At 72.2% G+C, this 25,471-nt stretch carries 18 protein-coding genes and 2 pseudogenes; 10 read left to right on the forward strand and 10 right to left on the reverse strand.

Annotated features, from left to right (window positions below; translation table 11 throughout):
• Positions 1–59 precede the first annotated feature (59 nt).
• Complete coding sequence (locus tag ABZW10_RS23945) at positions 60–1,550, forward strand: FAD-dependent monooxygenase (RefSeq protein WP_355369251.1); 1,491 nt, start codon at positions 60–62, stop codon at positions 1,548–1,550.
• Between the two features lie 80 nt (positions 1,551–1,630).
• Here ABZW10_RS23945 and ABZW10_RS23950 read toward each other — a convergent pair whose 3' ends face one another.
• The 3 genes from ABZW10_RS23950 to ABZW10_RS23960 form a co-directional block, all read right to left on the reverse strand.
• On the reverse strand, positions 1,631–2,458 hold the full coding sequence (locus tag ABZW10_RS23950) for an ABC transporter permease subunit (RefSeq protein WP_355369253.1): 828 nt from the start codon (positions 2,456–2,458) through the stop codon (positions 1,631–1,633).
• Positions 2,455–3,372, reverse strand: a complete 918-nt coding sequence (locus ABZW10_RS23955) for an ATP-binding cassette domain-containing protein (RefSeq protein WP_355369255.1) — start codon at positions 3,370–3,372, stop codon at positions 2,455–2,457. Before ABZW10_RS23955 ends, ABZW10_RS23950 begins: the two co-directional genes overlap by 4 nt.
• Positions 3,373–3,508: 136 nt before the next feature.
• Positions 3,509–4,207: a helix-turn-helix domain-containing protein gene (locus ABZW10_RS23960; RefSeq protein WP_355369257.1), complete on the reverse strand. Its 699-nt coding sequence runs from the start codon at positions 4,205–4,207 to the stop codon at positions 3,509–3,511.
• 220 nt (positions 4,208–4,427) lie between these two features.
• On the opposite strand from ABZW10_RS23960, the gene ABZW10_RS23965 reads away from it, so the two are divergent.
• Positions 4,428–6,347, forward strand: a complete 1,920-nt coding sequence (locus tag ABZW10_RS23965) for an HAD-IIIC family phosphatase (protein WP_355369259.1) — start codon at positions 4,428–4,430, stop codon at positions 6,345–6,347.
• Positions 6,344–6,583, forward strand: coding sequence for an acyl carrier protein (locus tag ABZW10_RS23970; protein WP_355369261.1), 240 nt, complete (start codon positions 6,344–6,346; stop codon positions 6,581–6,583). The genes ABZW10_RS23965 and ABZW10_RS23970 overlap by 4 nt, the downstream gene beginning before the upstream one ends.
• Before the next feature lie 53 nt (positions 6,584–6,636).
• Here the strand turns inward: ABZW10_RS23970 and ABZW10_RS23975 are convergent, their stop codons facing one another.
• From ABZW10_RS23975 to ABZW10_RS23985, 3 genes are all read right to left on the reverse strand, one after another.
• Positions 6,637–7,392, reverse strand: coding sequence for an AfsR/SARP family transcriptional regulator (locus tag ABZW10_RS23975; protein WP_355369263.1), 756 nt, complete (start codon positions 7,390–7,392; stop codon positions 6,637–6,639).
• A complete protein-coding gene (locus ABZW10_RS23980; RefSeq protein ID WP_355369265.1) occupies positions 7,389–8,180 on the reverse strand; it encodes an alpha/beta fold hydrolase in 792 nt (263 codons plus the stop codon). Before ABZW10_RS23980 ends, ABZW10_RS23975 begins: the two co-directional genes overlap by 4 nt.
• A gap of 850 nt (positions 8,181–9,030) precedes the next feature.
• Positions 9,031–9,357 (reverse strand): MazG-like family protein, encoded by a 327-nt coding sequence (locus ABZW10_RS23985; protein ID WP_355369267.1) that lies wholly within the window; start codon positions 9,355–9,357, stop codon positions 9,031–9,033.
• A gap of 312 nt (positions 9,358–9,669) precedes the next feature.
• Between ABZW10_RS23985 and ABZW10_RS23990 the strand changes: the two genes are divergently transcribed.
• A complete protein-coding gene (locus tag ABZW10_RS23990) occupies positions 9,670–10,308 on the forward strand; it encodes a carbonic anhydrase (protein WP_355369269.1) in 639 nt (212 codons plus the stop codon).
• Between the two features lie 70 nt (positions 10,309–10,378).
• On the opposite strand, the pseudogene ABZW10_RS23995 reads toward ABZW10_RS23990, so the two are convergent.
• Positions 10,379–10,729: pseudogene (locus tag ABZW10_RS23995) on the reverse strand (TetR/AcrR family transcriptional regulator); the annotation flags it as partial.
• Here ABZW10_RS23995 and ABZW10_RS24000 point away from each other — a divergent pair.
• Positions 10,721–11,314: pseudogene (locus ABZW10_RS24000) on the forward strand (alpha/beta hydrolase fold domain-containing protein); the annotation flags it as partial. The pseudogenes ABZW10_RS23995 and ABZW10_RS24000 overlap by 9 nt on opposite strands.
• 94 nt (positions 11,315–11,408) lie before the next feature.
• Here the strand turns inward: ABZW10_RS24000 and ABZW10_RS24005 are convergent.
• The gene (locus ABZW10_RS24005; RefSeq protein ID WP_355369271.1) at positions 11,409–12,266 is read right to left on the reverse strand and encodes a class II glutamine amidotransferase; all 858 of its coding nucleotides are present in this window, start codon (positions 12,264–12,266) and stop codon (positions 11,409–11,411) included.
• A gap of 160 nt (positions 12,267–12,426) precedes the next feature.
• Positions 12,427–13,020 (reverse strand): phosphoribosylanthranilate isomerase, encoded by a 594-nt coding sequence (locus ABZW10_RS24010; protein ID WP_355369273.1) that lies wholly within the window; start codon positions 13,018–13,020, stop codon positions 12,427–12,429.
• 675 nt (positions 13,021–13,695) lie between these two features.
• Between ABZW10_RS24010 and ABZW10_RS24015 the strand changes: the two genes are divergently transcribed.
• The 5 genes from ABZW10_RS24015 to ABZW10_RS24035 all read left to right on the forward strand — a co-directional run bounded on the left by ABZW10_RS24015 (position 13,696) and on the right by ABZW10_RS24035 (position 25,030).
• On the forward strand, positions 13,696–21,540 hold the full coding sequence (locus tag ABZW10_RS24015) for a ricin-type beta-trefoil lectin domain protein (protein ID WP_355369275.1): 7,845 nt from the start codon (positions 13,696–13,698) through the stop codon (positions 21,538–21,540).
• Positions 21,537–21,938 carry a hypothetical protein gene (locus ABZW10_RS24020; protein WP_355369277.1) on the forward strand — a complete coding sequence of 134 codons (402 nt, stop codon included), beginning with the start codon at positions 21,537–21,539 and terminating at the stop codon, positions 21,936–21,938. Before ABZW10_RS24015 ends, ABZW10_RS24020 begins: the two co-directional genes overlap by 4 nt.
• A 277-nt stretch (positions 21,939–22,215) precedes the next feature.
• Positions 22,216–22,440, forward strand: coding sequence for a holin (locus ABZW10_RS24025; protein ID WP_355369279.1), 225 nt, complete (start codon positions 22,216–22,218; stop codon positions 22,438–22,440).
• Positions 22,441–23,221: 781 nt separating this feature from the next.
• Positions 23,222–24,595, forward strand: a complete 1,374-nt coding sequence (locus tag ABZW10_RS24030) for a cytochrome P450 (protein WP_355369281.1) — start codon at positions 23,222–23,224, stop codon at positions 24,593–24,595.
• Between the two features lie 66 nt (positions 24,596–24,661).
• The gene (locus tag ABZW10_RS24035) at positions 24,662–25,030 is read left to right on the forward strand and encodes a hypothetical protein (RefSeq protein ID WP_355369283.1); all 369 of its coding nucleotides are present in this window, start codon (positions 24,662–24,664) and stop codon (positions 25,028–25,030) included.
• A 61-nt stretch (positions 25,031–25,091) separates the two neighbouring features.
• Here ABZW10_RS24035 and ABZW10_RS24040 read toward each other — a convergent pair whose 3' ends face one another.
• Complete coding sequence (locus tag ABZW10_RS24040) at positions 25,092–25,445, reverse strand: zinc ribbon domain-containing protein YjdM (protein ID WP_355369285.1); 354 nt, start codon at positions 25,443–25,445, stop codon at positions 25,092–25,094.
• Positions 25,446–25,471 lie beyond the last annotated feature (26 nt).

Below are 25,471 nucleotides of genomic sequence, written 5' to 3' on the forward strand. Positions count from 1 at the left end.
CGCTTGCCCGTCCGGCCCCCGGACGCCCCCCGTACCGAACCCTTTTGTAAGGAGATGCGATGAGCGACGGCATCCTGATCGTCGGCGCAGGACCGACCGGGCTGATGCTCGCGTGCGAACTGCGGCTCGCCGGAGTCCCCACCGTGGTCGTCGAGCAGAACCCGATTCCCCGCGAGACCTCCCCCGGGATGGCGATCAATGCCGGGGCCATCGAACTGCTCGACCAGCGCGGGCTGATGGCGCCGCTGCGTGAGGGCACCCTGTCGCTGCCCACCGTCCAGTTCTCGCTGATGCCGCTGGACTCCTCGCGGCTCGACGAGCGGCACGAGGACACGGTGCTCGTGCTGCAGTCGCGCATCGAACGGGTCCTGGAGGACCGCGCCACCGACCTCGGCGCCGACATCCGGCGCGGCCTGCGGGTCGTGGACCTGGCCGAGGACGAGGACGGCGTCACGGTGACCGTCCGCTCGGACGCGGGCGAGGAACGGATCCGCTGCCGATACGTGGTGGGCTGCGACGGGCGGGACAGCACGGTCCGCGCCCTGGCCCGGATCCCCGCCCCCGGTGACGACCCCGACTTCCACGGCCTGGTCGCGGACGTCGAGGTCGACCTGGCGGAGCTGCTGCCCACCCAGATCGGCGCCCACATCGCCCCCACCGGCGGCCACTACGCCGCCGCACCGCTCGCGCCCGGCCTGATGCGCGTGGTGACAGCCGAGTTCGGCGTCCCGTCCCCAGGCGCGTCGGTGCCCGTGACGCTGGAGGAGTTCCAGGACAGCGCGCGGCGCCTGACCGGCGCCGAGCTGCCGACCACGAAGGCCCGCTGGATGGAGCGCTACGGCAATCCGACCCGCAACGCCGAGCGCTACCGCCAGGGCCGGGCCTTCCTGGTCGGCGACGCCGCCCATATCCACTTCCCGCTGAACGGACAGGGCCTGGGCACCGGCCTCCATGACGCGGTCAACCTCGGCTGGAAGCTGGCGGCCGACCTGAACGGCTGGGCCCCGGAAGGCCTGCTGGACACCTACCACGACGAGCGCCGGCCGGTCGGCGAGTGGGTCTGCACCAACGTGCGGGCGCAGGTCGAACTGAGCCACCCGCCGGAGAAGATGGCGCCGCTGCGCGCGGTCGTCGCCCAGCTGATGTCCCTGAGCGAGGTGAACCGCCACCTGATCGAGCTGGTGACGGGCCTGTGGGTCCGCTACCCGATGGACCGTTCGGGCGCCGACTCCGGCACGGGCCACCCGCTGCTCGGGCTGCGGCTGCGCAACGTCCCGCTGACGACCGCGGACGGCTCCTCGTCCGTGGCCGCCGCCCTGCACCGCGGCCGGGGCCTGCTGCTGGACTTCACCGCCGACGCGGACCTCGGCCAGGAGGCGGCCGGCTGGGCGCACCTGGTGGACGTCGTGCGGGCCGAGGCGACCACGGAGATCGACGCCGCGGCCGTGCTGCTGCGCCCCGACGGGCACGTGGCGTGGGCGGATGCCCGCGGCGACGACGTCAAGGGGCTGCGGTCGGCGCTGACCGGCTGGTTCGGCGCGCCCCGCTGACCCGGCAGGACGCGGAAGGGGGGACCGGCCGGCCGGTCCCCCCTTCCTTGCGGTCCGTGCCCTCCCGTGCCCGCACGGGCTCACGGGTCGCGGCGCCGGACCGCTTCGAAGCCCGCGAGCAGCAGGAGCGCGACAAAAGCGGCCAGCACCCCGAGCCCGGCCCACGGCCCCAGGGTGTCCTCCAGCGGCACGACGGCGGTGACCCGGCTGCCCGCCGCGGAGGGCCAGAACTCCTTGACGAGCCGGCCGGCCGTGCCGGGCAGGTTCGCCGCGGTGGCGGGAACGATCAGGGTGAGCGCGGCCAGCAGGGCGAACGCCCCGACGGGCGCACGGGTCAGGGCCCCGATGCCCACCCCGAGCAGGCACACCAGCGCGAGGTAGAGGCCGGTGCCCAGCACCGCCCGTAGCACCTGGGGGTCGCCGAGCGCGACGTGCGGGGCGTGGTTGGCCGCGAGCACCTGCTGGCCGGCGAAGAAGCCGCCGAAGCCGGAGATCACCCCGGCCACCAGCACGACCGGCGTCACCACCAGCGCCTTGGCCGCCAGCAGGCGTCCGCGCCGGGGCACGACGGTCAGGCTCGTGCGGATCATGCCGGTGCTGTACTCGGAGGCGATGACGTGCACGCCCAGGAACCCGGCGGCCAGCTGGGTGATGGCGTAGCCGCGCAGCGCGGTGGCCGTCGGGTCGAACGCCGACCGGTCCGATCCGAGCAGCGAGGGGTAGCCGGTGCCGTCGATCCAGCTGAACACCCCGCCGTAGGCGGACCCCACGACCACCATGAACAGCACGAGGTAGGCGGTGGTCCGCAGGGTGCGCAGCTTGGTCCACTCGGCGTGCAGGGCGTGCCCCAGGGTGGCGCGCGGCTCGGTGCTCCCCGCGGTGACGGTGGTGCTGGTGGTGCTGGTCATCTGCCCTCTCCCCCGCTCGACCGGAACTCGCCCGCGCCGCCGGTCAGTTTCATGAACGCCTCCTCCAGCGAGGTGCGCTGCGGTGTGAGTTCGGACAGCACGGTGCCCGTGGCCGCGGCGAGCTTCCCGATCTCGGCGCTGTCGGTGCCGGAGACCAGCAGGGCTCCTTCGGTGCCGTTGTGCACCACGGCCCCCGCGCGGGCCAGGTGCGCGGCGAACGCGGCGGGCTCGTCGACGCGCACCAGCACCGAGTGCGGCGCGTTGGCGCGCATGAAGGCGTCCACGCTGGTGTCGGCGAGGATCCGGCCGCGGCCGATGACGAGGAGGTGGTCGGCGGTCAGGGCCATTTCGGCCATCAGGTGGCTGGACACCAGGACCGTGCGGCCTTCGGCGGCCAGGTCCCGCATCAGGGTGCGGATCCAGACGATGCCCTCGGGGTCGAGGCCGTTGGCCGGTTCGTCCAGCATGAGGATGCCGGGGTCGCCGAGCAGGGCGGCGGCGATCCCGAGGCGCTGGCCCATGCCGAGGGAGAAGGTGCCGATCCGCCAGCCGGCGGCCTTCTCCAGGCCCACCAGCCCGAGCACCTCGTCGACCCGGCCGCGTGGGATGCCGTTGCTGTACGCCAGGCACAGCAGGTGGTCGTAGGCCTTGCGGCCGGCGTGCGCGGCGCGGGCGTCCAGCAGGGCGCCGACCTCGCGCATGGGCGCCGGGACGTCGGTGTACCGGCGGCCGCCCACGGTGACGGCGCCGCTGCTGGGCGTCTCGACGCCCAGGATCATGCGCATGGTGGTGGTCTTGCCGGCGCCGTTGGGACCGAGGAATCCGGTCACGATGCCGGGCCGGACGTCGAAGGTGAGGTCGTCGACCGCTCTCTTGTTCTCGTACCGCTTGGTGAGGCTTCTGGCCTCGATCACTGCTCGCCTCCGGTTCTGGCGCGGGAGCACGGAAAGGGAAGGCGCCGCGGCCTCCCGGGGGTGAAGGTCGCGGCGCCGGTTCTGGGTGAGGGTGGTGCGGTGTGCCGTCGTACGGGTGGTGCGGGGTACGGCGCCGTCAGGCGTACGCGCTGCTCAGCTCCGATCGGACGGCTTCGACGGTCCGGCCGAAGACCGTGATCGTCCCGGCGGCCAGGGCCTCCGTGTCGTCCGGCCCCAGCGCCTTCTCGGCGGCCATGGTCAGTCGGATGGCGTCCGCCATCAGGTCGGCCCTGCGTTCGAGGCCGGGGCCGAACTCCTCTCCGGTGCGCTCGGCGAGGAAGAAACCGCGGACGATCACGCTCATGAGGTAGGCGGCCTCTTCGAAGCCGAGGTCGCCGCGCAGCACCCGCCGCTCGACGAGGAGCTCCAGGTAGCGGGTCTCGGGGGCGAGTTCGAGCTGCGTCTCACGGCGCACGGCCTCGTTCTCGGCGAAGCCGATGAGCGCGTCCGAGTCGGCGACGAACAGGGCCCGCAGGAGCGGACGCCGCACCACCTCCAGGGCCAGGATGCGCATCAGCCGCCACGGCAGGGCCAGTTCGGAGTCCTGGCGGAGCTTCGTCAGCAGTCCGCTCAGCATCTGCTCGGACTCCCGCAGGAGCAGCGCCCGGAAGAGCGCCTCCTTCGTCCTCCAGTGGAGGTAGACGGTGCCCTTGCCGACGCCCGCGGCCCTGGCGACGTCCTCCATGGTCACGCGCTTGTACCCGTGACGCAGCATCAGCTCGGCGGCGGCGTCGAGGATCCGCTCCGCCCTCTCCCTTCGCGCTTCCTCGCTCACGACTCAGCCCGCCTTTCTCCTGCCCTCGCCCCAAACTTATGACCAAAAACGAAAGTTGGTCAACAGTCATCCGTCAGCAGTTCCGGCGTCCGCACCCACCTGCCGGGTCAAGGCGTACGTAAGCGGGCGGTTAGCGCGGCCACCGACGATCGAGCACGCGCCGCACACCGGTGCGCCATGCCCGGGCGGCCCACACGCAGCTCGCGAGAGAGGACGCAGGATGGACACCCCGGTACCGACGGACGGCCCCGCGCGCGAAACGGCCCCCCTCACACCGGAGCGACGGCTCCTCGAACTGCTCCGGTCCGGCCGGCTCGCCGCCCACTACCCGGAGGTCCGCGGCCTGCTGTCCGAACTGTCGGGCGAGGGCCTGACCCGGGCCGGGCAGCTGCTCGGCCGGCTCGACCCGGACGAGGTCCTGCGCGAGCACCCCGCCGTCCCGGCCGTGACCGTCGCCGTCACCGGCCACGGCACCCTCTCCTCCCTGGTCGCGCCGCTGACGGCCGAGTTCGCCCGGCACGGGCTGCTGCTGCGCCCGCACGTCGCGGACTACAACTCCTTCGTCTTCGACCTCTCCGACCCGGGCAGCGCCCTGTACGCGGCCGCCCCCGAGCTGGTGCTCTGCGTGCTGGACCCGGCGCTCGTCTTCGACGAGGTCCCGACCCCGTGGCACGTCGCGGACGTCGAACGCGTCCTCGACGAGAAGATCCGGCTCCTCGAAGGCCTCGCCGCGGCCTTCGGGACCACCAGCCGCGGGACCCTGCTGCTCAACACCCTGCCGCTGCTGCGGCGCCACACCGCCCAGCTCGTCGACTACCGCTCCCGCGCCGCGCTCGGCGCCGTGTGGCGCGACGCCAACGCCCGGCTGCTGCGCCTCGCCGAGGGCCACCCCTCGCTCGTGGTGCTCGACCTCGACCCGCTCGCCGCGGAGGGCGACCTCGTCAGCGACGCGCGGCTGAGCGTGTACGCCAAGTCCCACTTCTCCCCCGCGCTGCTCGCCGTCTACGCGCGGGAGGCCGGGCACCTGGGCCGCCAGCTGACCGGACGCACCAAGAAGACCCTGGTGCTCGACCTCGACAACACCCTCTGGGGCGGGGTCCTCGGCGACGACGGACCGGACGGCATCGAGGTCGGCGGCAGCTACCGCGGCGAGGCGTTCCTCGCCTTCCAGCGCGTCGCCAAGCAGCTGGGCTCCCAGGGCGTCCTGCTCGCCGCCGCCAGCAAGAACGACCTGGAACCGGTGCGCGCGGTCTTCCGCGAACACCCCGACATGGTGCTGCGCGAGGACGACTTCGTCCGGATCACCGCCAACTGGCGGCCCAAGTCGGACAACCTCAGGGACCTCGCCGAGGCGCTCAACCTGGGCGTGGACAGCTTCGTCTTCGCGGACGACAGCCCCTACGAATGCGGGCTGGTGCGCCAGGAGCTCCCCGAGGTCGCGGTCGTCCGGCTCGACGACGAACCGGCCCTGCACGTGGAACGCCTGCTGCGGGACGGCTGGTTCGACACCCGGGAGCTCACCGCCGAGGACCGCAGCCGCCCCGCCAAGTACCGCGAGGAGAGCGCCCGCTCCGACTTCCTGCACAGCTTCTCCTCGCTCGAGGACTACCTGCGCGAACTCGACGTGCGGGTGACGTTCACCCCCGTCGAGGAGCGCGACGTCCCCCGGGTCTCCCAGATCACCCTGCGCACCAACCAGTTCAACCTCACGACCGAACGCCTCCAGCCGCAGGACGTCCGGGACCGGATCGCCGACCCCGCCACCTGGGCGCTCGCGATCCGCTCCAGCGACCGCTTCGGCGACAACGGCCTGGTGGGCGCGGTCTTCGTCCGCCGCGACGGCGACACCGGCCGGGTGGAGAACTTCCTGCTCAGCTGCCGGGTCTTCTCCCGCGGCATCGAGCAGGCGTGCCTGTCCGCGCTGCTCCGGCACGCCCGGGACACCGGCCTGAAGGCCGTGTACGGCAGCTACCGGCCGACGGCCAAGAACACCACCGTCAAGGACCTGTACCCCCGCTACGGCTTCCAGCCGGCGGCCGACGACGGGACGACGACGACCTACCGGCACGACCTCGCCGACATCGTCCCGCCCCCGGAGCACATCCGACTGACCGCACACCCGGAAGGACAAGCACTGTGATGACCATCGACGACTTCGTCACCCTCGTCCGCGACGAGCTGGGCATGCCGGTGACGGCCGAACAGATCGGCCTGAGCCTCGACGAGGTGCCGGGCTGGGACTCCGTGCACCTGCTGTGGCTGGTGACCGCGCTGGAGCGGGAGACCGGCCGCCGGGTGGCGCTGCCCGACCTCCTCGAAGCGTCCAGCCTGGGGGCCGTCCACGCCCTCTACGTCCCCGCCGCCGGGGCCGCCTGACGCGTGGCGCGCGTCAGGCGGCCGGTTGCCGGTTGCCGGCTACCGGTTGCCGGCTACCGGGCCGGGGCGTCGGCCATGAGAATGGTCTGCTGGAGGTCCTGGACCGAACGGCACGGCTCCAGGCCGAGTTCCGCGTTGAGCGTCCGGCGGGCCGTCTGGTAGACCATGAGGGCGTCCGCCTTGCGGTCCGAGCGGTACAGCGCGAGCATCAGCTGCCGGTAGAAGACCTCCCGCAGCGGGTGCTCGGCCGTGAGCGAGTAAAGACTCGGCACCAGCTCCCGGTGGAAACCGAGTTCGAGCTGGGCGTCGGCGAGCATCTCGCTGCACCCCAGGCGCAGTTCCATCAGCCAGGTGACGTACCGGCTGATGGCAGAGCCGCTCGGCAGGTCACCCCGGGTCGGCCCGCGCCACAGCCCGAGCGCCGACTCCATCAGCGCCGCGGCCTCCTCGAAACGCCGCTGCTTGATGTGGTTGCGGCCGAGTTCCGCCAGCCGGACGAACTCGTGGGCGTCCAGCTCGTCGCGGGACAGGTCCAGCAGGTAGCCGCCGGGCTGGGTGACGATCGGGTTCCCGGCGCGGTCCGGCCGCGCCAGGAACTTGCGCAGGTGGGAGATGCTGACGTGCAGCGCGGCCCGTGCCCGGCGCGGCGGGTCGTCGCCCCACACCTCGGTGATGAGGTCGTCGGCCGGCACCACCTGGTTGGAGCGCACCAGCAGCATGCCCAGCACGAGCTCCCTCTTGGGGGCGCCGATCGCGAGGACGTGGTCGCCGTCCACCACGCGCAGCGGCCCCAGGATCTCGTATCTCATCTCCCGGCGCTCCCTTCCACCGACACCGCCGGAGCCTGCTCGTTCAAGGCTTCGACGACCGCTCCTGCCACCTCCGCGCGGCAAGCATCGAGGTAGAAGTGCCCCCCGGGAAAGACCTGCAGGTCGAGTCCCCCCGCCGTGTGCTCGCTCCACGCCTTGACATCCTCGACCGACGCCTCCGGGTCGCGGTCGCCGACGAAGGCGGTGATCGGGCACTCCAACGGTGGTCCTGACGCGTGGCTGTAGGTCTCCACGGCCTTGTAGTCGCTACGGGCCACGGGCAGCGTCAGCTCCAGTAACTCCTGGTCCTGGAGGAAACGCTGGTCCGTTCCGCCGAGCCGTACCAGGTCCGCGACGAATCCGGGGTCGTCCCGCAGGTGAACGGTTCCGGGGCGGTGCAGGGAGGGCGCCCGCCGGCCCGATACGAACAGGCATCGCGGACCGGTCGACGTACGCTCCTGGAAGCGCCGCGCGACCTCGTAGGCGACCAGGGCGCCCATGCTGTGCCCGAAGAACACGAAGGGCCGGCCGCTCCAGGAGCGCAGTGCCTCGAAGACACCGTCGGCAAGACCCCCGATGCTGTCGAGCAGGGGTTCGGACCGCCGGTCCTGGCGGCCCGGGTACTGCACGGCCAGGATCTCGACCTGCGGGGACAGCGACTTCGACATCGGGAAGTAGTAGCTGGCGGAACCACCCGCGTGCGGAAAGCAGATCATCCGCGGCGCGTCCTCGGGGGCGGGGTGGAACCGGCGGATCCATCTTGACGGCTCGTCCGGAGCTGAGCTCATGGCTTCCTCTCGTTATAGTGGAAGGCCGCTCGTCCTTGTACGAGCGGCCTCCATCGCTGCGGCAGGGCCGGCACCGCTCAGACGTCGCTTGTCAGCAAGCGACTCGCGGTCATAGGGGTCAACGCGGCCCAGGTCAGACGCTAAACGGCACCGAATCTGCCGAGCCACCCCCTAGCCCCCCTGTTCACGGGCCGTCACCTTCAGGGGCGGCAGATCTCGCGAACCTCGACGCTCCCCGCAAGCAGGGCCCGGGAAGCACCACCGAACCGGTCTCTCGCGTCCGATGACGCGGACCCGTGCGCGGGCCCCGCCCGACTCGGGCCTTTCCCGCGACCGGACCCGCGCCGGCGGCCGGGCGCAGCCTGACATCGCCCGCGCCGTCGCAGGCCCCGGCGGCCGGGGAGACGGGCCAGGCCACCGTCCTTGCACCGTCCTGCGCGTTCCACGGGATGCGGCTCTCTGCGCGGTGCTCGCCCGGGACGAGTCCCGATGACAGCCGACCGGGGCACGGAAGATCCCCACAACTGCCACAGGCGTTGCGCAACCCCTACCCGGGCTGAACACATGTGCCGCCCGCTGGTGCCGGCCCATGTGCCGGCAGGCCGGAGGCCCGCCCGGACGTGCGCGCCGGCCTTGTTGCCCGGGTCCGGGCGGGCGCAGCCGTCCACGATCCACAGCCAGCAGCGGGCCCAGGCACACTGCACGACACGGCACACCGTCGCCGTCGAGCAGCCCGGTGGCCTCGGCGACGCCGGAGACCACCGGGCAGGACAGCAGCCCGAGCACCGCCGGGCGGTCCGGCCGCCACACCAGCGCGACCGACCTGGCGGTCAGCTGAGGTGGGACGTCGCTACAGCGCGACCGGTCGCGCCTGCGCGCGGGCGGCGACCATCCGCACGTGCTCCTCGAAGAACCAGCGGGGGTCCCCGCCCATCCGAACCAGCAGGACCAGCGCCGTCACCGCCACGTCGCATGCCTCCTTCCGCACGTCGTCCCAGTCATGGGAACGCCCCTTGCGCGGGTTCTCGCCGAGCGCCCCGATCGCCGCCTCGGCGACCTCGCCGACCTCCTCCTGGAGCTTCACGATCTGCACCAGCCAGCGCTGCTCGCCGACCAGCGCGGATTGCGAATCAAGGCCTTGGGCAAGGGAGTTGAGCGTCTTCCAGGTGTCGTCCATGGCGGTGGATCCTGCCGCTGTTCGAACCGCTCGTTCAACACGGGCGGTTCTCGGCGAGCCTGTGGCGAACGCGGCGTTTTCGAGCAGCAGTCCGCCCCGGCCCCGACCCGGCCCGCCGGGCGTTCCCACGGCCGAACCCGCCCGCGCCCGGTTCGGCGTCCGCCCGGGAAGTTCACCTGACCGGGTGCAATCCGGGGCGCGGCCCGCATTCGAGCCCCGACCCCCGCACCGACCCCGCACCGACCCCACGCAGACCCCGCACGGGCCCCCCGGTGCTGCCGGGCCCCGGTGCCCCACCCTAGGCTTGCCACCATGACCGGCGATCGAATGACTGTCCACACCGCCCTGGAGACCCTGCTGGCCGGCAACCGCCGCTTCACGGCGGGCGCCCCCGAGCACCCCAACCAGGACGCTGCCCGGCGGGCCGCCACCGCCCCCGCCCAGAGCCCGTTCGCGGTCCTGTTCGGCTGCTCCGACTCCCGCCTGGCCGCGGAGATCATCTTCGACCAGGGCCTGGGCGACCTGTTCGTGGTCCGCACCGCCGGGCACGTCGTCGGCGCGGAGGTGCTCGGCAGCATCGAGTACGGCATCAGCGTGCTCGGCAGCCCGCTGGTCGTCGTCCTCGGCCACGACTCCTGCGGCGCCGTCGCCGCCACGCGTGCCGCCGTCGAGGAGGGCGCGACCGCCACCGGCTACGTGCGCGACGTGATCGAGCGCGTGACGCCCAGCGTGCTGGCGGCCCGCGCGGCCGGCTACACGGAGAACTCCGACTTCATCGACACCCACATCGAGCACACCGTCGACCTGCTCCTGGAGCGCTCGCGGACCCTCGCCGAGGCCGTCGCCGCCGGTACCACCGCCGTGATCGGGATCTCCTACCGCCTGGCCGACGGCACCGCCCACCTGGTGACCTCCCACGGCCTGGAGAAGCCCGCCGACTCGCCCTCCTGACCAGCACGGCACAATCCGGCACAGCCCGGCACAACCCGAGGGCACCACGAGCGCCCCGCGATCCCGCAGGTCAGACGATCCGCGCCTCGATGTGGGCGAGGTGGGCGGCGAGGACGTCCTCGAGGACGGCCCGGCGGTCGGCGCCGAGGGGGCGGAGGTCGCGGGCGTAGTGGGCCGGCGCCGGGAAGCGTTCGGGGTCGGCGCCGAGCACCGCGACGCGGAACTGCTCCACGCCCTGTTCGTACTCCTCCGGGGTGATGGTGCTGATGCCCGCCTCGGAGGAGATCAGCGCGGCGAGGAGGGTCACGAGGCGGTGGTACTGCACCGGGACCTCCTCGTCGGGCAGGCCGGAGGCGCGTAGGGCCTGCAGCACCTCCTCCATCACCATCCGTGATCCAGTGCCGCCGGACCCGTAGCGTCCCCCGACAGTCCGATCGCGGACGCCGCCGACGACGGCCGGGAGGTACTGGACCACCTGCTGCGGCACGCCGCACAGTGGGGCATCGACCCGGTGCGCACGGCCGTCCTCGGTGAGAGCTGCGGCGGGCTCATCAGCGCCCTGACGGCCGTCCGGGCCCGGGAAGCCGGCGTGGAGCTCAAGGCGCAGGTCCTGGTCAACCCCGTGACCGACGTGACCGCGGCGATGTTCGAGCACGCCTCCGTCGCCGAGTACGCGTACAGCCCGAGCCGGGCCCTGCCGCTCCTGGAGTTCTTCCAGCGGCTCGCCGCCCCGCCGGGAACCGATGCCCGCGCGTTCTCGCCACTGCACGCGGACGACCTCGGCGGACTGGCCCCGGCGCTGGTGGTGGTGCCCACCCGGGACGCGGTCGCCGACCACGGCCGCCGCTACGCCGAGCGGCTGGGCGCGGCCGGCACGCCCGTGCGGCTCTCCGAGTACCCGGGCGCGCAGCACGCGTTCCTCACCCTGCCCGGCATCGAGCCGCAGGCCGTCGCGGCCCGGGCCGAAATCCTCCGGTTCCTCCGCGAGGCGCTGCTGACGGGGTGACCGACGGCGCGGCCGTTCCAGGGCAGCCCGAGGAGTCCCGGGCGCGGCAGGGCGGGGCACGGTGGGGCGCGGCGGCACCGCCCGCGCCCGCGTCTCACCGCGCGCCGATCTGCGGCCTGAACGCGCGGATCGAATCGTGCCCTTCCCGCACGACGGCGTAGCTCGACTCGGGGACGGGGTTCCAGGCCCCGGGCAGGTCGCCCAGTGGCTCGGAGACGATGATGCGGGTCTCCTCGGAGGCCCGTTGCAGGACGGGGTTGTCCGGGTGCAGGGCGCGCAGCGCCTGGACGCTGGTGCTGAAGAACAGCGACCGCGAGGCGCGCGCGCTCGAATAGCGGAACGCCCACAGCTGCGTGCCCTCGGAAACGGCCACCGTCATCTGCAGGGGCTCGGTGACGCCGTGCCGGGCCGCGGTCGCCTCGACGAAGCCGGCCATGCGCTCGACGGCGCCGGGCACGTCGTCCCGCAGCCCGAAGGTGAGCGCCAGGTGGAACATCAGCTCAGAATCGGTCGAGCCCTCGATGGAGGGGTAGAGGGAAGGATCCACGGCGAGCACCAGGTCGCGCTTGAGTCTGGGGAAGTCGTGGATCGCCCCGTTGTGCATCCAGAGCCACTGCCCGTACCGGAAGGGGTGGCAGTTGGTCTGCTGCACGGCGGTGCCGGTGGAGGCACGGATGTGGGCGACGAACATCGGTGAGCGCACGCAGTGTGCCAGCTCGCGCAGGTTCCGGTCGCTCCAGGCGGGCCCGGTCCCCCGGACGACCGCCGGTTCCGCGACGCGGTCGGGCTCGCCGTGATCGGCGGGGTACCACCCGATGCCGAACCCGTCGCCGTTGGTCGTCTCCACGCCCATCCTGGCGTGCAGGCTCTGATCGATCAGCGAGTGTTCGGGCTTGTAGAGCAGTTCCTCCAGGATGATCGGGGAACCGGAATAGGCCAGCCAGCGACACATGCGGCTCACCTTCCTCACGGGATCGCGGTGCGCAGCCCTTCGGCCGGGTCCTTCCACGGTAGGCCGAGGAGCCGGGCCGGGCACGGGGAGCAGCTCGGCAACCCGGCCGGCACCACCGCCCTACCCGTCCCTCCCCGCCCCTCCCCGGCCGGTCCCGCCGTCAGCCGGACTTGGCGGCGCGCAGGAAGTCGGCGATCAGCGCCGGGTCCTTGACCCCGCGCCGCGCCTCGACACCGCTGGAGACGTCCACGCCCCACGGCCTGGCGACCGCGATCGCGTCGGCGACGTTCGCCGGGCTCAGCCCGCCGGCCAGCAGCCACCGGCCGGCGGGCGGCTTCGCGCCCAGCGCGGACCAGTCCCACGGTTCCCCGGCGCCCGCCACCGGCGCGTCGAGCAGCAGCAGGTCCTCGCCGAAGTCCCCGGAATCGGCGCCGGCCGCCGCCGCGGCCGAGGTGGCCCGGATCAGCGGCAGGCCCAGGTCGGACAGCTCGGCGAAGGCGGCGGCCGGGTGGTTTCCGTGCAGCTGCACCGCTCGCACGCCGGTGGCGCGGACGGCGGCCCGCACGTACTCGGCCGGTTCCTCCCGGAACACGCCCACCGTCAGGACGCCCTCGGGCACCGCGTCCGCCAGTTCCCGCGCCAGCTCCGGCGACACCCGGCGCGGGCTCTCGGTGAGCACGAACCCGATCGCGTCGGCGCCGGCTTCCACCGCGGCGGCGACGTCCGCCGCGGTGCTGAGACCACAGATCTTCACGAACACGTTCCCGGACGCTCCCTACTGGACGGCGGCTGCCAGCGTACCGCCGGAAGGGCCGCCCGCCGGGGTCGGCGCGGGAACCGGTCCGCGTAGGGGCCGGGTTCGCCGGTGAAGGGGTCACGGCCGGCTTTCCAGCACCGCTCCTGCTCGCGCCGGTGGACGACGACCGGCGAGGGGGCACCCCGGGGGGAGGAGAGTCGCTTAGCTCCCCCACCTTCCGGTTCGGTGGATTCAACCCAGCGGCGGGGTCCGACAACGACGCTCGACCGTCCGCGCCCGGCGTCCACGCCCCTCCCTCACCGATACCTTTCCGACCGTCCCCATCCCCCCCTTCATCACTCTGACATTGCATCAAAATTGCCCTGAATGAAGCACTTATGTCTGATTTTTCTGTAATCGAAGAGACTGCGGAGATCGCCTGAATACCTGGCGATCCGTCACCCGGTTCGTGTTCAGATCGATACAAACCTCATGAGTTTCTCATCTCCTCCTTATGAGATCTTTATTCTCCTGATCCCTCATCAGGTCGGATTCAAAGACGACGATCCCTTGGGAGTAGCGTTGCTACGGAAGTCCCAGGCCTCATCTGCGTTCGCAGGTGGGGCCTTCACTACGCGCAGAGCCCGGCGAATAGCCGTGCTCGCCGCTCTCGGTCTCTTGGTGGAGACCGGGGTGGCGCTCAACGGGCTGACCGCGCCCCCGGCAGCCGCTGAGCCCGCCCAGCCCGCCCGGTCCACCGCCTCCTCGGTGACGGAGGCACCCGACCAGGCGTCGGCGCTGCTGGCGGCGCGGATGAACAACCGGCGGATCGAGGTGACCGGGGCCCGGACCGAGACCCTCACCCTGTGGGCCAACCCGGACGGCACCCTCAGCCAGGAGCTGTCGACCGGCCCGATCCGGATGAAGGTCGGCGAGGCGTGGGTGCCCGTCGACACCACACTGGTGGAGACCCCCGACGGGAAGGTCGCGCCCAAGGCGCACCCGGAGGGCCTGGTGTTCTCCGGCGGCGACGCCTCGGTGAAGGTCGGCGACCCGCTGCCGCCGGCCGACGCGTCGCCGACCGCGGGCGTGGCCGCGAGCGCGCGGGCCCCCCGCAGCGCCGCCGCCCCGCTCGCCGCCCCGGCGGCCGACCCGCAGGCCCCGGCTCCGGCGCAGGCCCCGACTCCGGCCGAGCGGGACCTGGTGAAGGTCGGCTCCGGTGACCGGCAGGTCGAGCTGGGCTGGCTGGGCAAGCTGCCCAAGCCGACGCTCTCCGGCTCCACCGCCACCTACACGGACGCCCGCCCGGGCGTGGACCTGGTGCTGGAGGCCACCCGCACCGGCTTCGAGCAGTACCTGATCGTCAAGAACCGCGACGCGGTGTCCCAGGCCGGCACGCTGACGCTGCCGCTGGACACCACCGGCTACCGGGTGGAGCGCCAGGAGGACGGCTCGATCCACCTCACCGACACGGCGGGCGGCAAGCCCACCGTGCGGATCCCCGCCCCGGTGATGTGGGACGCCGCCGTGGACGAGAAGTCCGGCGAGCACCTGCACCGCGGCGCGGTGTCGATGGAGCTGCGCGGCGAGGGCGCGGGCGCCGAACTCGTCTTCAGCGCGGACCCCGCGTTCCTGACCGACCCGGGCACGTCGTTCCCGGTGACCATCGACCCGGTGGTCGACGTCGGCACGAACTTCGACACCTTCGTCCAGACCGACTACAACACCGACCAGTCCTCGGCCACCGAGCTGAAGGTCGGCACGTACAACGGCGGCGCCGTCAAAGCCCGTTCGTTCCTGCACTTCCCGGGCGGCGGGTTCAACGGGAAGCAGATCATCAACGCCAAGCTGTACCTGGCCAACTTCCACTCCTTCTCCTGCAGCCCCCGCAAGTGGGAGGTCTGGGCGGCCCAGTACGCGAGCACCGGCAGCAGGTGGAGCAACCAGCCCGGCCTGATCTCCAAGTACGGGGAATCCAGCGAGACCTGGGACATCGCGGGCGACGGCGACTCGTACGACTGCTACAACTCCAGCGGCGGCTGGTGGGCGGGCGCGGACGTCACCGGCCTGGTCCAGGCCTGGGCCGGCATGGGCGCGAGCACCTACGCGCTCGGCCTGAAGGCCGCCGACGAGAACGACTCCTACGGCTGGAAGAAGTTCGAGTCGTCCGAGGGAGCCCACTCCCCGTTCCTGTCGATCACCTACAACACGGTGCCGCCGACCCCGTCGACGGTCGACGTGCTGCCCTCCCAGCAGGGCAACCCGCGCTACACCTCCTCCGCCACCCCGGTCTTCCAGGTGCTGGCCAACGACCCGGACGGCGGTGACGTCGGCGCCGACTTCGACCTGTACCGCGAAGGCGTCTTCGTCAAGCGCGCCTACAAGCAGGGCCCCAACGGCAGCTACCTGCAGGCCCGGCCGAGCGACTTCGGCCTGACCCGGCTCGACGAGGGCGTGTCCTACTCGATCGGCTCGCGGCTCTGGGACGGCCGGGTCAACTCCGGTTGGACGCCCAGCGTCACGGTGATCGCGGACACGGTGAAGCCCGGCGCACCGTTCGTCAGCTCCGCCTCCTACCCGTCGGACGGCCTGTGGCACGGCGCCGCCGGACAGGCCGGCACCTTCACCTTCACCCCGGCCGGCGGGGTCACCGACCAGATCGCCTTCGTCCACAGCCTCGACGGCGCCGCTGCGGTGACCGTCGACGCCACCGGCGCGGCGAACGCCACCATCACCCCGGCCACCGACGGCCACCACACCCTGAAGGTCCAGTCGAAGGACCGGGCGGGCAACCTGTCCGACCCGACCGTCTACTCCTTCTCGGTCGGCCAGGCCGGGCTGGTCTCCCCCATCGACGGCAGTCAGGCCGCCAAGCGCGTCAAGCTGCAGGTCGACGCCCAGACCCAGTACAAGCGGGTGGTCTACCAGTACCGGCGCGGCCCCGGCGCGACCGAGTACAACGTGCCGCTCGCCAATCTGGCCAAGGCCGACAACACCCCCGTCACCGACCCCAAGCCGCTGCTGGCCGACCTCGGCCCGCACGCCAACTGGACGGTCGTCGACACCCTCGGCAACGTCGGCGGCGTCGTCCAGATCCGCGCCCTGCTCTTCCCGCAGGACGGCTCCGGCAACGGCTACGCGACCGCCTGGAACACCATCACCGTCGACCGCAACGCCGACGGCGCGGCCGGCACCGGGATCGGCCCCGGCTCGGTCAACCTGCTGACCGGTGACTACTCGGTCGACGTCACCGACGCCGACGAGTTCGGCGTCTCGGTGAAGCGCTCCTCCTCCTCGCGCGACCTCGGGCGCGGCTGGCAGCCCCAGGGCGAGCGCCTGACGGCCAACCAGCGACAGGTCGGCTTCGACACCAACGGCTTCTCCGCCGGACAGGCCACCATCGAGCGCTCCACCGCCCGCGGCCACGACAACAGCACCGACTCGCTGCGCATCGTCGCCACCGGCCAGGACTCGTACGCCGCCATCGGTGACAACTCGATGGCCATGGGCATGAAGCCCGGCAAGACCTACCGGCTCACCGGCTGGATCTTCGTCCCGGCCGGCACCGGTCTGAACCCCGACTACGCGGACCGCGGCCTGCGTCTGGCCGGCTTCACCAGGACCTCGGCCGGCTACGCCCAGGTGACCTCCGCGAAGGCCGGGTTCACCGACGGCTGGCAGCAGCTGACGGTCGACATGGCCGTCCCGCAGGGTGCCACCGAGGCGTTCTTCCGCCTCTACAACGGGTTCTCCGGGGGCGGCAAGGAGGTCTTCTTCGACGATCTGTCGCTCAAGGAGATCGTCGCGCCGTTCGGTCCGCAGTGGTCCGGCGGCCCGGACGCGGGAACCGGTTCCGACTACCGCTCGCTGACCTTCCCCGAGTCCGACCTCGCGGAGATCAAGGGCAACGACGACACCTCGCTCACCTTCGCCAAGGGCTCCGACGGAACCTTCTTCCCGGAGCCGGGCGCGGAGTCGCTGACCCTGACCGCCCAGCCCGCCGTGGCCGGCCTGATCACCACGCCGACCACCGGACGCTGCCTGGACGTCAACGGCTCCAACACCGCCAACGGCACCGCCATCCAGACCTGGGACTGCAACACCTCCGCTGCGCAGCAGTGGATCCTGGGTGACAAGGGCTCGGTCTCCGCGCTCGGCAAGTGCCTGGACGTCCCGAACTCCTCCACCGCGGACTACACCAAGATCCAGCTGTGGGAGTGCAACGGCACCGGCGCCCAGCAGTGGGAGGTCCGCCCGGACGGCAGTCTGATGAACGCCAACTCCGGCAAGTGCCTCGACGCCCCGGACTCCGGCGGTCAGGGCACCCAGGTCACGCTGCACTGGTGCCACGGCGGTCCCAACCAGAAGTGGACCCCGGCCAACTCCGGTACCACCTACAAGCTGGCCGACCTCGACGGCAGCGTCACGGTCTTCGCCCGCGGCCTCGGCACGAGCGAGTTCCAGGTCCAGAGCGAGACGGGTCCCGAGGCGGCCTCCACCACCCGCTACGTCTACGACGTCACCGACGGCCGGGTGCTGCCCAAGCGCGCCGTCCCGACGGTGGAGCCCGGCGTGGACGACGCGGGCGGCTGCCTGGCCGGTGCGCTGCCGCGCGGCTGCGAGGCGATGGACTACGACTACGCCGTCACCACGACGGCGGTGGCCGGGACCCCCGGTGACTTCACCGACCGGATCCGCTCGGTGAAGGCGTGGTCGTGGAACCCGGTCACGTCCAAGCAGGAGGCCGTCGAGGTCGCGCACTACGCGTACGACGAGCGCGGCCGGCTGGTGCAGGTCTGGGACCCGCGTCTGGCGCAGCCGCTGAAGACCACCTACAGCTACGACGCCGACGGCCGGGTCACCCGGATCGGTGCCGCGGGTGAGCTGCCGTGGAACTTCGACTACGGCAAGGCCGCGGCCGACCAGGACCCGGGGCGCCTGCTGAAGGTCCGCCGGGCCTCTCTCGCCCAGGGCAGCAAGGACCAGGTCAGCGGTGAGGTCGCGACCAGCGTCGTCTACGAGGTGCCGCTGACGGTCGGCGCGGGCGGTCCGTACGACCTCGCGGGTGCGGACGTCGCCAAGTGGGCGCAGCTGGACGCTCCCACCGACGCCACCGCCGTGTTCGGACCGGAGGACGACCCGGGCACCAACACCGCCACGGCGGTCAAGCCGGGCAAGGACGGCTACAAGCCGGCCGCGGTGCACTACCTCAACGCCTCCGGCAACGAGGTCAACACGGCGAGCCCATCGGTCACTCCCGGGGGTGACATCGACACCACCGAGTACGACCGCTACGGCCACGCCGTCCGTTCCCTGGAGGCCACCAACCGGGCGATCGCGCTGGGGACCCACCCGGAGACCGCGCGGTTCGTCGAGGAGCTCGGCCTGCCCGCCGCGTCCGCGGACCGGGCCCGGCTGCTCGACTCCCGCACCACCTACACCGCCGACGGCCTCGACGTCCTGGAGACCCTCGGCCCGCTCTACCGCGCCAGCCTCGCCGAGGACATCGCCGCCGGCACCAACCCGGCGACCGTCACGGTCGAGGGCGAAAGCATGCCCCGCCTCGGTACGACCGCCCAGGTCATCACCCAGAACGGCGACGGCAGCTGGGTCGGCGGAGGCGGCTGGTCCGGCAACGCCCAGGTGATGCTCCTCGGCAAGAAGGCCGGCGACAGCGCCTCGTTCCGGGTCACCGTCCCGGAGGAGGGCAAGTACCTGCTCTCCGCCAAGATGACCAAGGCCATCGACTACGGCATCGTCAAGTTCGTTCTCGACGGCACCGACGTCACCGGCAGCTTCGACGGCTACAACAACGGCGTCACCACCACCCCGTGGTCCGCCGGCGCCCCGGTGCAGCTGGCCCGCGGCGACCACCAGCTCGACCTGGTCGTCACCGGCACCAACCCGGCGGCCGGCTCGCCGTACTTCCAGGCGGGCATCGACACCCTCACGCTGACCAAGACGACGGTCAACCCCTCGCTCGCCGCCGGCACGTCGGTGGTGGCGCGGGACCACAACACCAGCACCTACGACGAGGGGAAGCCGGACGGCAAGGCCTACCACCTGGTCACCACGGCCACGGACGGTGCCCGGATCGAGGGTTACGCCGACGACGTCGAGCTGCGGGTCACCAGGACCGGGTACGACACGCCGATCGGCGGGACGTCGGGCTGGGTGCTGAAGACCGCGACGTCGGTGACCACCGACGCGCTGGGCGCGAAGCTGACGTCCACGGTCAAGTTCGACGCCTCCGGGCGGGCTCTCGAATCCCGTAAGCCGGGTTCGAACGGTTCGGACGCCGGGACGGTGAAGTCGGTGTTCTACACCGCCGGCGCCAACCCGGACGACGCCCTGTGCGCCAACCGTCCCGAGTGGGCGGGTCTGCCCTGTGTCACCGGGCCGGGCGGTGCGATCACCGGTGCGGACGCGACGCGGATGCCGACCACGCTGCCGGTGAAGCGGGTCACCCGCTACTCGCCGTTCGGTGAGCCGGAGGAGACGACCGAGACCAACGCGGGCAAGTCCCGCAAGACGGTCACCACGTACGACGGCGCGGACCGGATCACCTCCACCGAGATCACCTCGGACGAGGGCAAGCCGCTGCCGAAGGTCACCACCGAGTACGACCCGGCCACCGGCGACATCGTGAAGACGACCGCCGGCGGCAAGTCACTCGTGCGTGTGCTCGATTCGCTGGGTCGGCTGATCTCCTACACGGACGCCGACGGCGGCACCACCACCTCGGAGTTCGACAAGTTCGGCAAGCCGGTGAAGGTCAGTGACCCGACCGGGTTCACCACCTACACCTACGACCGCGCGAAGGAGCCGCGCGGACTGGTCACCTCGGTCAACGACAGCGTCGCGGGTGAGTTCACCGCCAAGTACGGTCCGGACGGCCAGCTCGTCGAGCAGACCTACCCCGGCGGGATCGTCCGCAAGGACACCACCAACGCCGTCGGCGAGGCCACCAGCCGCACCTACACCCGGACCTCCGACAACAAGGTCATCTGGGCGCAGAGCGCCGACATCTCCACCCAGGGCCAGGTGGCCAAGGACACCAGCTCCACCGCCACCCGCTCCTACCAGTACGACCGGCTCGGCCGGCTGGTGAAGGCCGAGCAGTCCACGGTCGCCACCGGCTGCGTCACCCGCCAGTACGCCTTCGACGCCCACTCCAACCGCCTGTCGAAGTCGACCGCCCCGCGCGGCGAAGCCGGCGAGTGCAGCACGGCCGGGGCGGTCGCCGAGAACCACACGTACGACAGCGCCGACCGCCTGACGGATGCGGGCTTCGTCTACGACGCCTTCGGGCGCACGGTGAAGACCGCGACCGGCGCGACCAACACCTACTGGGCCAACGACCGGGTCGCCGCCCAGGAGAAGGGGGACACCAAGCAGGAGTGGGCCGTCGACGCCGCCCACCGCCTGACCGCGTTCACCACCAGCAAGAAGCAGGCCGACGGTACGTGGGCCAACGCCACGTCGAAGCTGAACCACTACGGCGACGACAGCGACGAGGTCCGCTGGACGATCGAGGACACCACCCAGGGCACCCTCACCCGCAACGTCTCGGGCCCCGACTCCGACCTGGTCGCCACGACCAGCAGGACGGGTGATGTCCAGCTCCAGCTCACCAACCTGTTCGGCTCCGTCGTCATCACCACCGACACCGCGCTGACCACACCCAAGGTGCTGGACTTCGACGAGTTCGGCATCCCGCAGGACGGCCAGGAAGCGGTTCGCTACGGCTGGCTGGGCGGCAAGCAGCGCTCCGCCGAGGCCCAGGACGGCGACATCCTCATGGGTGCCCGCCTCTACAGCCCGGCGCTGGGCCGCTTCCTGCAGATCGACCCGGTGCCCGGCGGCAACGCCAGCGCCTACGACTACTGCACCGGCGACCCGGTCAACTGCACCGACCTCGACGGCAACTGGGGCATGCCCAAGTGGCTGAAGAAGACGGTCGAGGTGGTCGCCAAGGTCGCCGAGGTCGCTTCCAACATCCCCGGTCCGGTGGGCGCGATCGCGGCGACGGTCTCGGCCGTCTCCTACGCCGCGACCGGCAACTGGGCGAAGGCCGCCGAGATGGCCGTCACGGCCGTCGCACAGACGGTCGGTGCCGGCCCCGTGGTGAAGGCGGTGGCGGTCGGGATCAAGTGCACCCGGGCCGCCACGAAGGCCGCGCAGGTGGTGCAGAAGGCCAAGGTGGTCTACCGGTACGCGCGGATCCAGAACTACGAGGCGAAGGCCCGGTACGCCAGCAAGTTGGCGGACAAGTACAACGGCGGCAGAAGCCGGGTGTTCTACACGGGCAAGAAGACCAGGTGGCAGTGGGATCTTCGTGGTGCGACCCACACCATTAAGCTCGGCGGCGGAAAGAGCCAGAAGGTCCCGACGCCGCACAAGGTGCCGAGCTACCCCAACTCCCGGGCGCCGAGCGGCTGGGGCAAGTTCGACCGGAACGCCACCAGCCCGATGGGCTGGCGTGACATCCACAAGGTGCAGCGTTACCTGAAGAAGGAGGCGAGGAAGAAGAAGTGAGAGCGCGATTCACCAGCCTGAAGCAGTGGGAGGCCCCGGGTGACTACTCGGACGTCGATCTCCCGGACGGCGGCTTCCTCGATCTCCACAACGACTTCGGACTGCTCGGGGTCGCCATGCTGGGCTACCCGAAGTCGACCGTGCGGCTGGAGTTCGGACACCCGGCCCGTGGGCGCTTCGCGCTGGAGTTCCACGACGTCGGTGAGCTGGTCATGCAGCAGACCGTGACGAGTTCGGACGGCTGGCACGGTCAGCCCGATGACGAGCCGGAGGGGATCGACTCGATCACCTACTACGAGTACGGCGCAGAGCTGCCACCGGTCTTCGAGGTCCAGGCACCTTCGCTCCGGTTGAAGTTCCGCGCCTGGGAGGTGGCGCTGCGTCCGCTCGCGGCGTAGCACCGGCTCCCGGTGGAGGACCGGCCCCTGCGACCGACCGTCAGGTCGGTCGCAGGGGCTTTCCCGTCTGTTGCCCGCCGTCAGACTCTTCGGATTTCTTCGGATGCGCACCGAGGCCGTCCTCCGAACGGGTGGGTCCGAACGTGTACAGCAGGGGCGGTGAGTCGCCGCACCCGCAGGTCCTCCGGCCAACGACACCGTCCCTCGACGAACTGCCCGAACCGAGTGCTCCGCGACCACGCACCTGATCGTCTCCATCGTGCAAGGAGTCCTGACCATGCGGACGTTCATCATCGACCTGACCGAGCGCACCCTCGCCACCTACGCCGTGACGTTCCTGGGCCTGCTGCTGGCCGACAACTTCGACCTGACCTCGATCGGTGCGCTCAAGGCGGCAGCGGTGGCCGCGCTGCCGGCCGCGCTGAGTGTGCTCAAGGGGGCGGCGGCGAAGCGCGTCGGCGACCCGAGTTCGGCCGCGCTGCTGGTCCGCGGGCGCGACTGACCGGCGCGGCTCGCGTGCGCGGTGCGGGGCGCGGTGCCGTTCGGCGCCCCGCAGACGGCCCCTGGCGGGTCCTGGGAGGATGGGGCGACGACATCGACTTCCGCCGGCCACTCGTGACTCGCTGGAGGGTCTGGCCCTCGGGGACGGATTCGGGGAGCGCTGGTTCCCCCTCTTCCGTACGCCCCGGGAGGCGTTCGGCCGGATCAGGGCCCGCCGGATCCCCGAGGAGGCGCCATCGGCGGGGTAGGGGCGCCGACCCGCTCGCCGCGTCGTTCAGCGCCTGGACCGGCGCCCCTTCGCGGGGGAGGACGGCTCGCCGGGAGTGTCGGGGGCACGGGCGCCGTCCCGGTCGGCGTCGTCCTGGTCCGGGTCCCGGTCGCCGACCGTCACATGGGCGAGGCCCGGGCATTGGATCGCCCCGGTGTCCGTGAGCGGGATGCGTCCCGGGCCGCCACGTCCCCAGATCATCCCGCCGTCACCGCCCCGCCCGCTCCGAACGAGGTGAACGTCCACCCGGTCGCGGTCCGGCCCTGCCGGGCGCTGGCGCGGGCCGTCTGATCGCTGGTCATACCGGCGATCCTCCCCGCCCCGGGGCGCCGTTCGCCTGAGTACCGGTACTCAACTCCGCCCGGGGACTTCTCCGGAGCGGTACCGGGCCATCGACCCGCCGGGAAGGGGGTTTCGCGTTCCGGCCGCCGCCGGTCCCCCGTCCGGCCGAGCGCGCGGGCGGGTGGGCGTACGCCGGTTGTCCGCCGCTCTCCGGTGCGCCTACCCTGCTGCTGTGTCCTCGTCAGCGCGGGGTTCCGCGACCACGACCTATGTGCACGGAAAGCTGCCCGGGGCGGTGCCGGTGCTCGGGCACCTGCCCGTGCTGGCCCGGGACCCGGCGCGGTTCCTGGGGCGGCTGCACGCGTACGGCGACCTGGTGGAGATCCGGCTGGGGACGTACCGGCTGGTGGTGCCCTGCCATCCGGAGCTGCTGCGGCAGGTGTACGCCGACGACCGCACGTTCGACAAGGGCGGGCCGATCTACGGCCGCTTCCGGGAGATCCTCGGCAACGGGCTGCCCACCTGCGCCCACCCCGACCACCGGCGCCAACGCCGGATGCTGCAACCGGAGTTCCGGCCCGAACGGCTGGCCGCCTACGCCGAGGTGATGAGCCGGGAGGCGGCGCTGCTGGCCGGCTCCTGGCGGCACGGCGAGGTGGTGGACGTCTTCCCCGCCTGCTACCGCTTCACCCTGCGGGTGGTGACCCGCACGCTGCTCGGCACCGAGGTGCCGGACGCGCTCGCCGAGCGGCTGCAGCGCTCCTTCGAGACCGCCTTCGCCGGGGCGCTGCGGCGGCTCTGGATGCTGCCCGCGGGCCCCGGCTACCGGAGGGCGGTCCGTACGCTGCGGCAGACCGTCGCCGACCTGGTGCGCGACCACCGCGCGCACGGCCCGGGCCGCACCGACCTGCTGGCCGGGCTCGTCGCCGCCCGCGACGAGGACGGCTCGACGCTCTCCGATGCCGAGCTGCACGACCAGGTGGTCGCCATGCTGCTGGCCGGCACCGAGACCACCGCCTCGCAACTCTCCTGGACAATGCGGCTGTTGACGGCCCACCCGGAGGCCCTGGCCGCCGTACGGGCGGAGGTCGACGCCGTGCTGCCGGACGGTGGGCCCGCCGGGTGGGGCGACCTGCCGCGGCTGTCCGCCACCACCCGGGTCCTGACGGAGGCCCTGCGGCTCTACCCGCCCGGCTGGGTGCTGCTGCGCACCTGCGCCCGTGAGACCGAGCTGGGCGGGCGCGTCCTGCCGCGCGGCAGCCAGGTGCTGGTCAGCCCGTACGTCGCCCACCACAATCCGCGGATCTTCGCCGACCCGGCCCGGTTCGACCCGGACCGCTGGCTGCCCGAGCGGGCCGCCGCCCTGCCGCGCTGGGGGTTCGCCGGGTTCGCCAACGGCCCGCGGCAGTGCCTCGGCGCCGACTACGCCCGGGCCGAGGCGGCGATCGCGCTGGCAACCCTGCTCGCCCGCTGGCATCCGGCGCCGGCGCCGGGCCGACGCGCGGACGACCACCCGATGCGGCTGACCACCGTCCTGCGGCCGCAGCGGCTGCACCTGCGGATGCTCGACCGGGAACGCTCCCGGCCGACGGCGGACGGCAACTGACGCACCGCCCGGAACCGGCCACCGTCGGGCGGGCCGTTGTCGGACGTCTCCCCTAGCGTCCTGGGCATGACTCCTGTGAGCGCAACGACACCGGTCACCGCCACCGCCCCTGCCTCCGCCCACCGGGACGGCGGCGGGCACCCCGCCCTGGACGGCGCGCCCGTCGCCCGTCTCACCGGCACCCTGCGCGAGGCGCTGCTCGGGCTGGCCGCCCGGCTCGACCCGGCGGGTGCGGCGGCCGATCCCGACTGGGCGGTCTGCGCGGCGCTGCGGCTGGTGGTGGCCGGGGCCTACGACACCGCCGAACCCGGCGAGGAGCCGGGGCTGCTGTACGTCACCCCGCCGGTGGCCGAGCTGGGCAGCCGGCCGGTGTGGCTGGAGCGGGCGCGGCCGGGCGGACCGGTGACCGCCAGATTTCCGGCCGACCGCTGCTGACGCACCACGGCCGGCCCGGCACCGGTGGCCGACCGCTGCCGGCCGGCCACCGCCGAGGGCCTCAGGCCTTCTTGACCACGCTGGACTTGAGCTGCATGGCGCCGAAGCCTTCGATCCGGCAGTCGATGTCGTGGCCGTCGACGCCGTCGACCAGCCGGATGTTGCGCACCTTGGTGCCGGCCTTGATGCCGGAGACGCTGCCCTTGACCTTGAGCGCCTTGACGACGGTCACGGTGTCGCCGTCGTTCAGGACGTTGCCGACCGAGTCCTTGATCACCCGCTCGCCGGACGCGGCCTCGCCGCCGCCGGTGGCGGGCTCCCACTCGTGGCCGCACTCCGGGCAGACCATGAGGGCGTCCATCTCGTAGGTGTACTCGCCGGAGCACTTCGGGCAGGCGGGGAGGTTGTCGCTCATGTGATCAGACTATCCAGTCGTTCGAG

It is taken from the genome of Kitasatospora sp. NPDC004723, assembly GCF_040609255.1.
Taxonomy (GTDB): domain Bacteria; phylum Actinomycetota; class Actinomycetes; order Streptomycetales; family Streptomycetaceae; genus Kitasatospora.

Coding starts and splice junctions, on each gene's coding strand:
- ABZW10_RS24005 (WP_355369271.1), bottom strand. CDS start 12,266: ATGTGTCGCTGGCTGGCCTATTCCGGTTCCCCGATCATCCTGGAGGAA.
- ABZW10_RS24025 (WP_355369279.1), top strand. CDS start 22,216: ATGCGGACGTTCATCATCGACCTGACCGAGCGCACCCTCGCCACCTAC.
- ABZW10_RS23945 (WP_355369251.1), top strand. CDS start 60: ATGAGCGACGGCATCCTGATCGTCGGCGCAGGACCGACCGGGCTGATG.
- ABZW10_RS23965 (WP_355369259.1), top strand. CDS start 4,428: ATGGACACCCCGGTACCGACGGACGGCCCCGCGCGCGAAACGGCCCCC.
- ABZW10_RS23980 (WP_355369265.1), bottom strand. CDS start 8,180: ATGAGCTCAGCTCCGGACGAGCCGTCAAGATGGATCCGCCGGTTCCAC.
- ABZW10_RS23990 (WP_355369269.1), top strand. CDS start 9,670: ATGACCGGCGATCGAATGACTGTCCACACCGCCCTGGAGACCCTGCTG.
- ABZW10_RS24035 (WP_355369283.1), top strand. CDS start 24,662: ATGACTCCTGTGAGCGCAACGACACCGGTCACCGCCACCGCCCCTGCC.
- ABZW10_RS23975 (WP_355369263.1), bottom strand. CDS start 7,392: ATGAGATACGAGATCCTGGGGCCGCTGCGCGTGGTGGACGGCGACCAC.
- ABZW10_RS23950 (WP_355369253.1), bottom strand. CDS start 2,458: ATGACCAGCACCACCAGCACCACCGTCACCGCGGGGAGCACCGAGCCG.
- ABZW10_RS24040 (WP_355369285.1), bottom strand. CDS start 25,445: ATGAGCGACAACCTCCCCGCCTGCCCGAAGTGCTCCGGCGAGTACACC.
- ABZW10_RS23985 (WP_355369267.1), bottom strand. CDS start 9,357: ATGGACGACACCTGGAAGACGCTCAACTCCCTTGCCCAAGGCCTTGAT.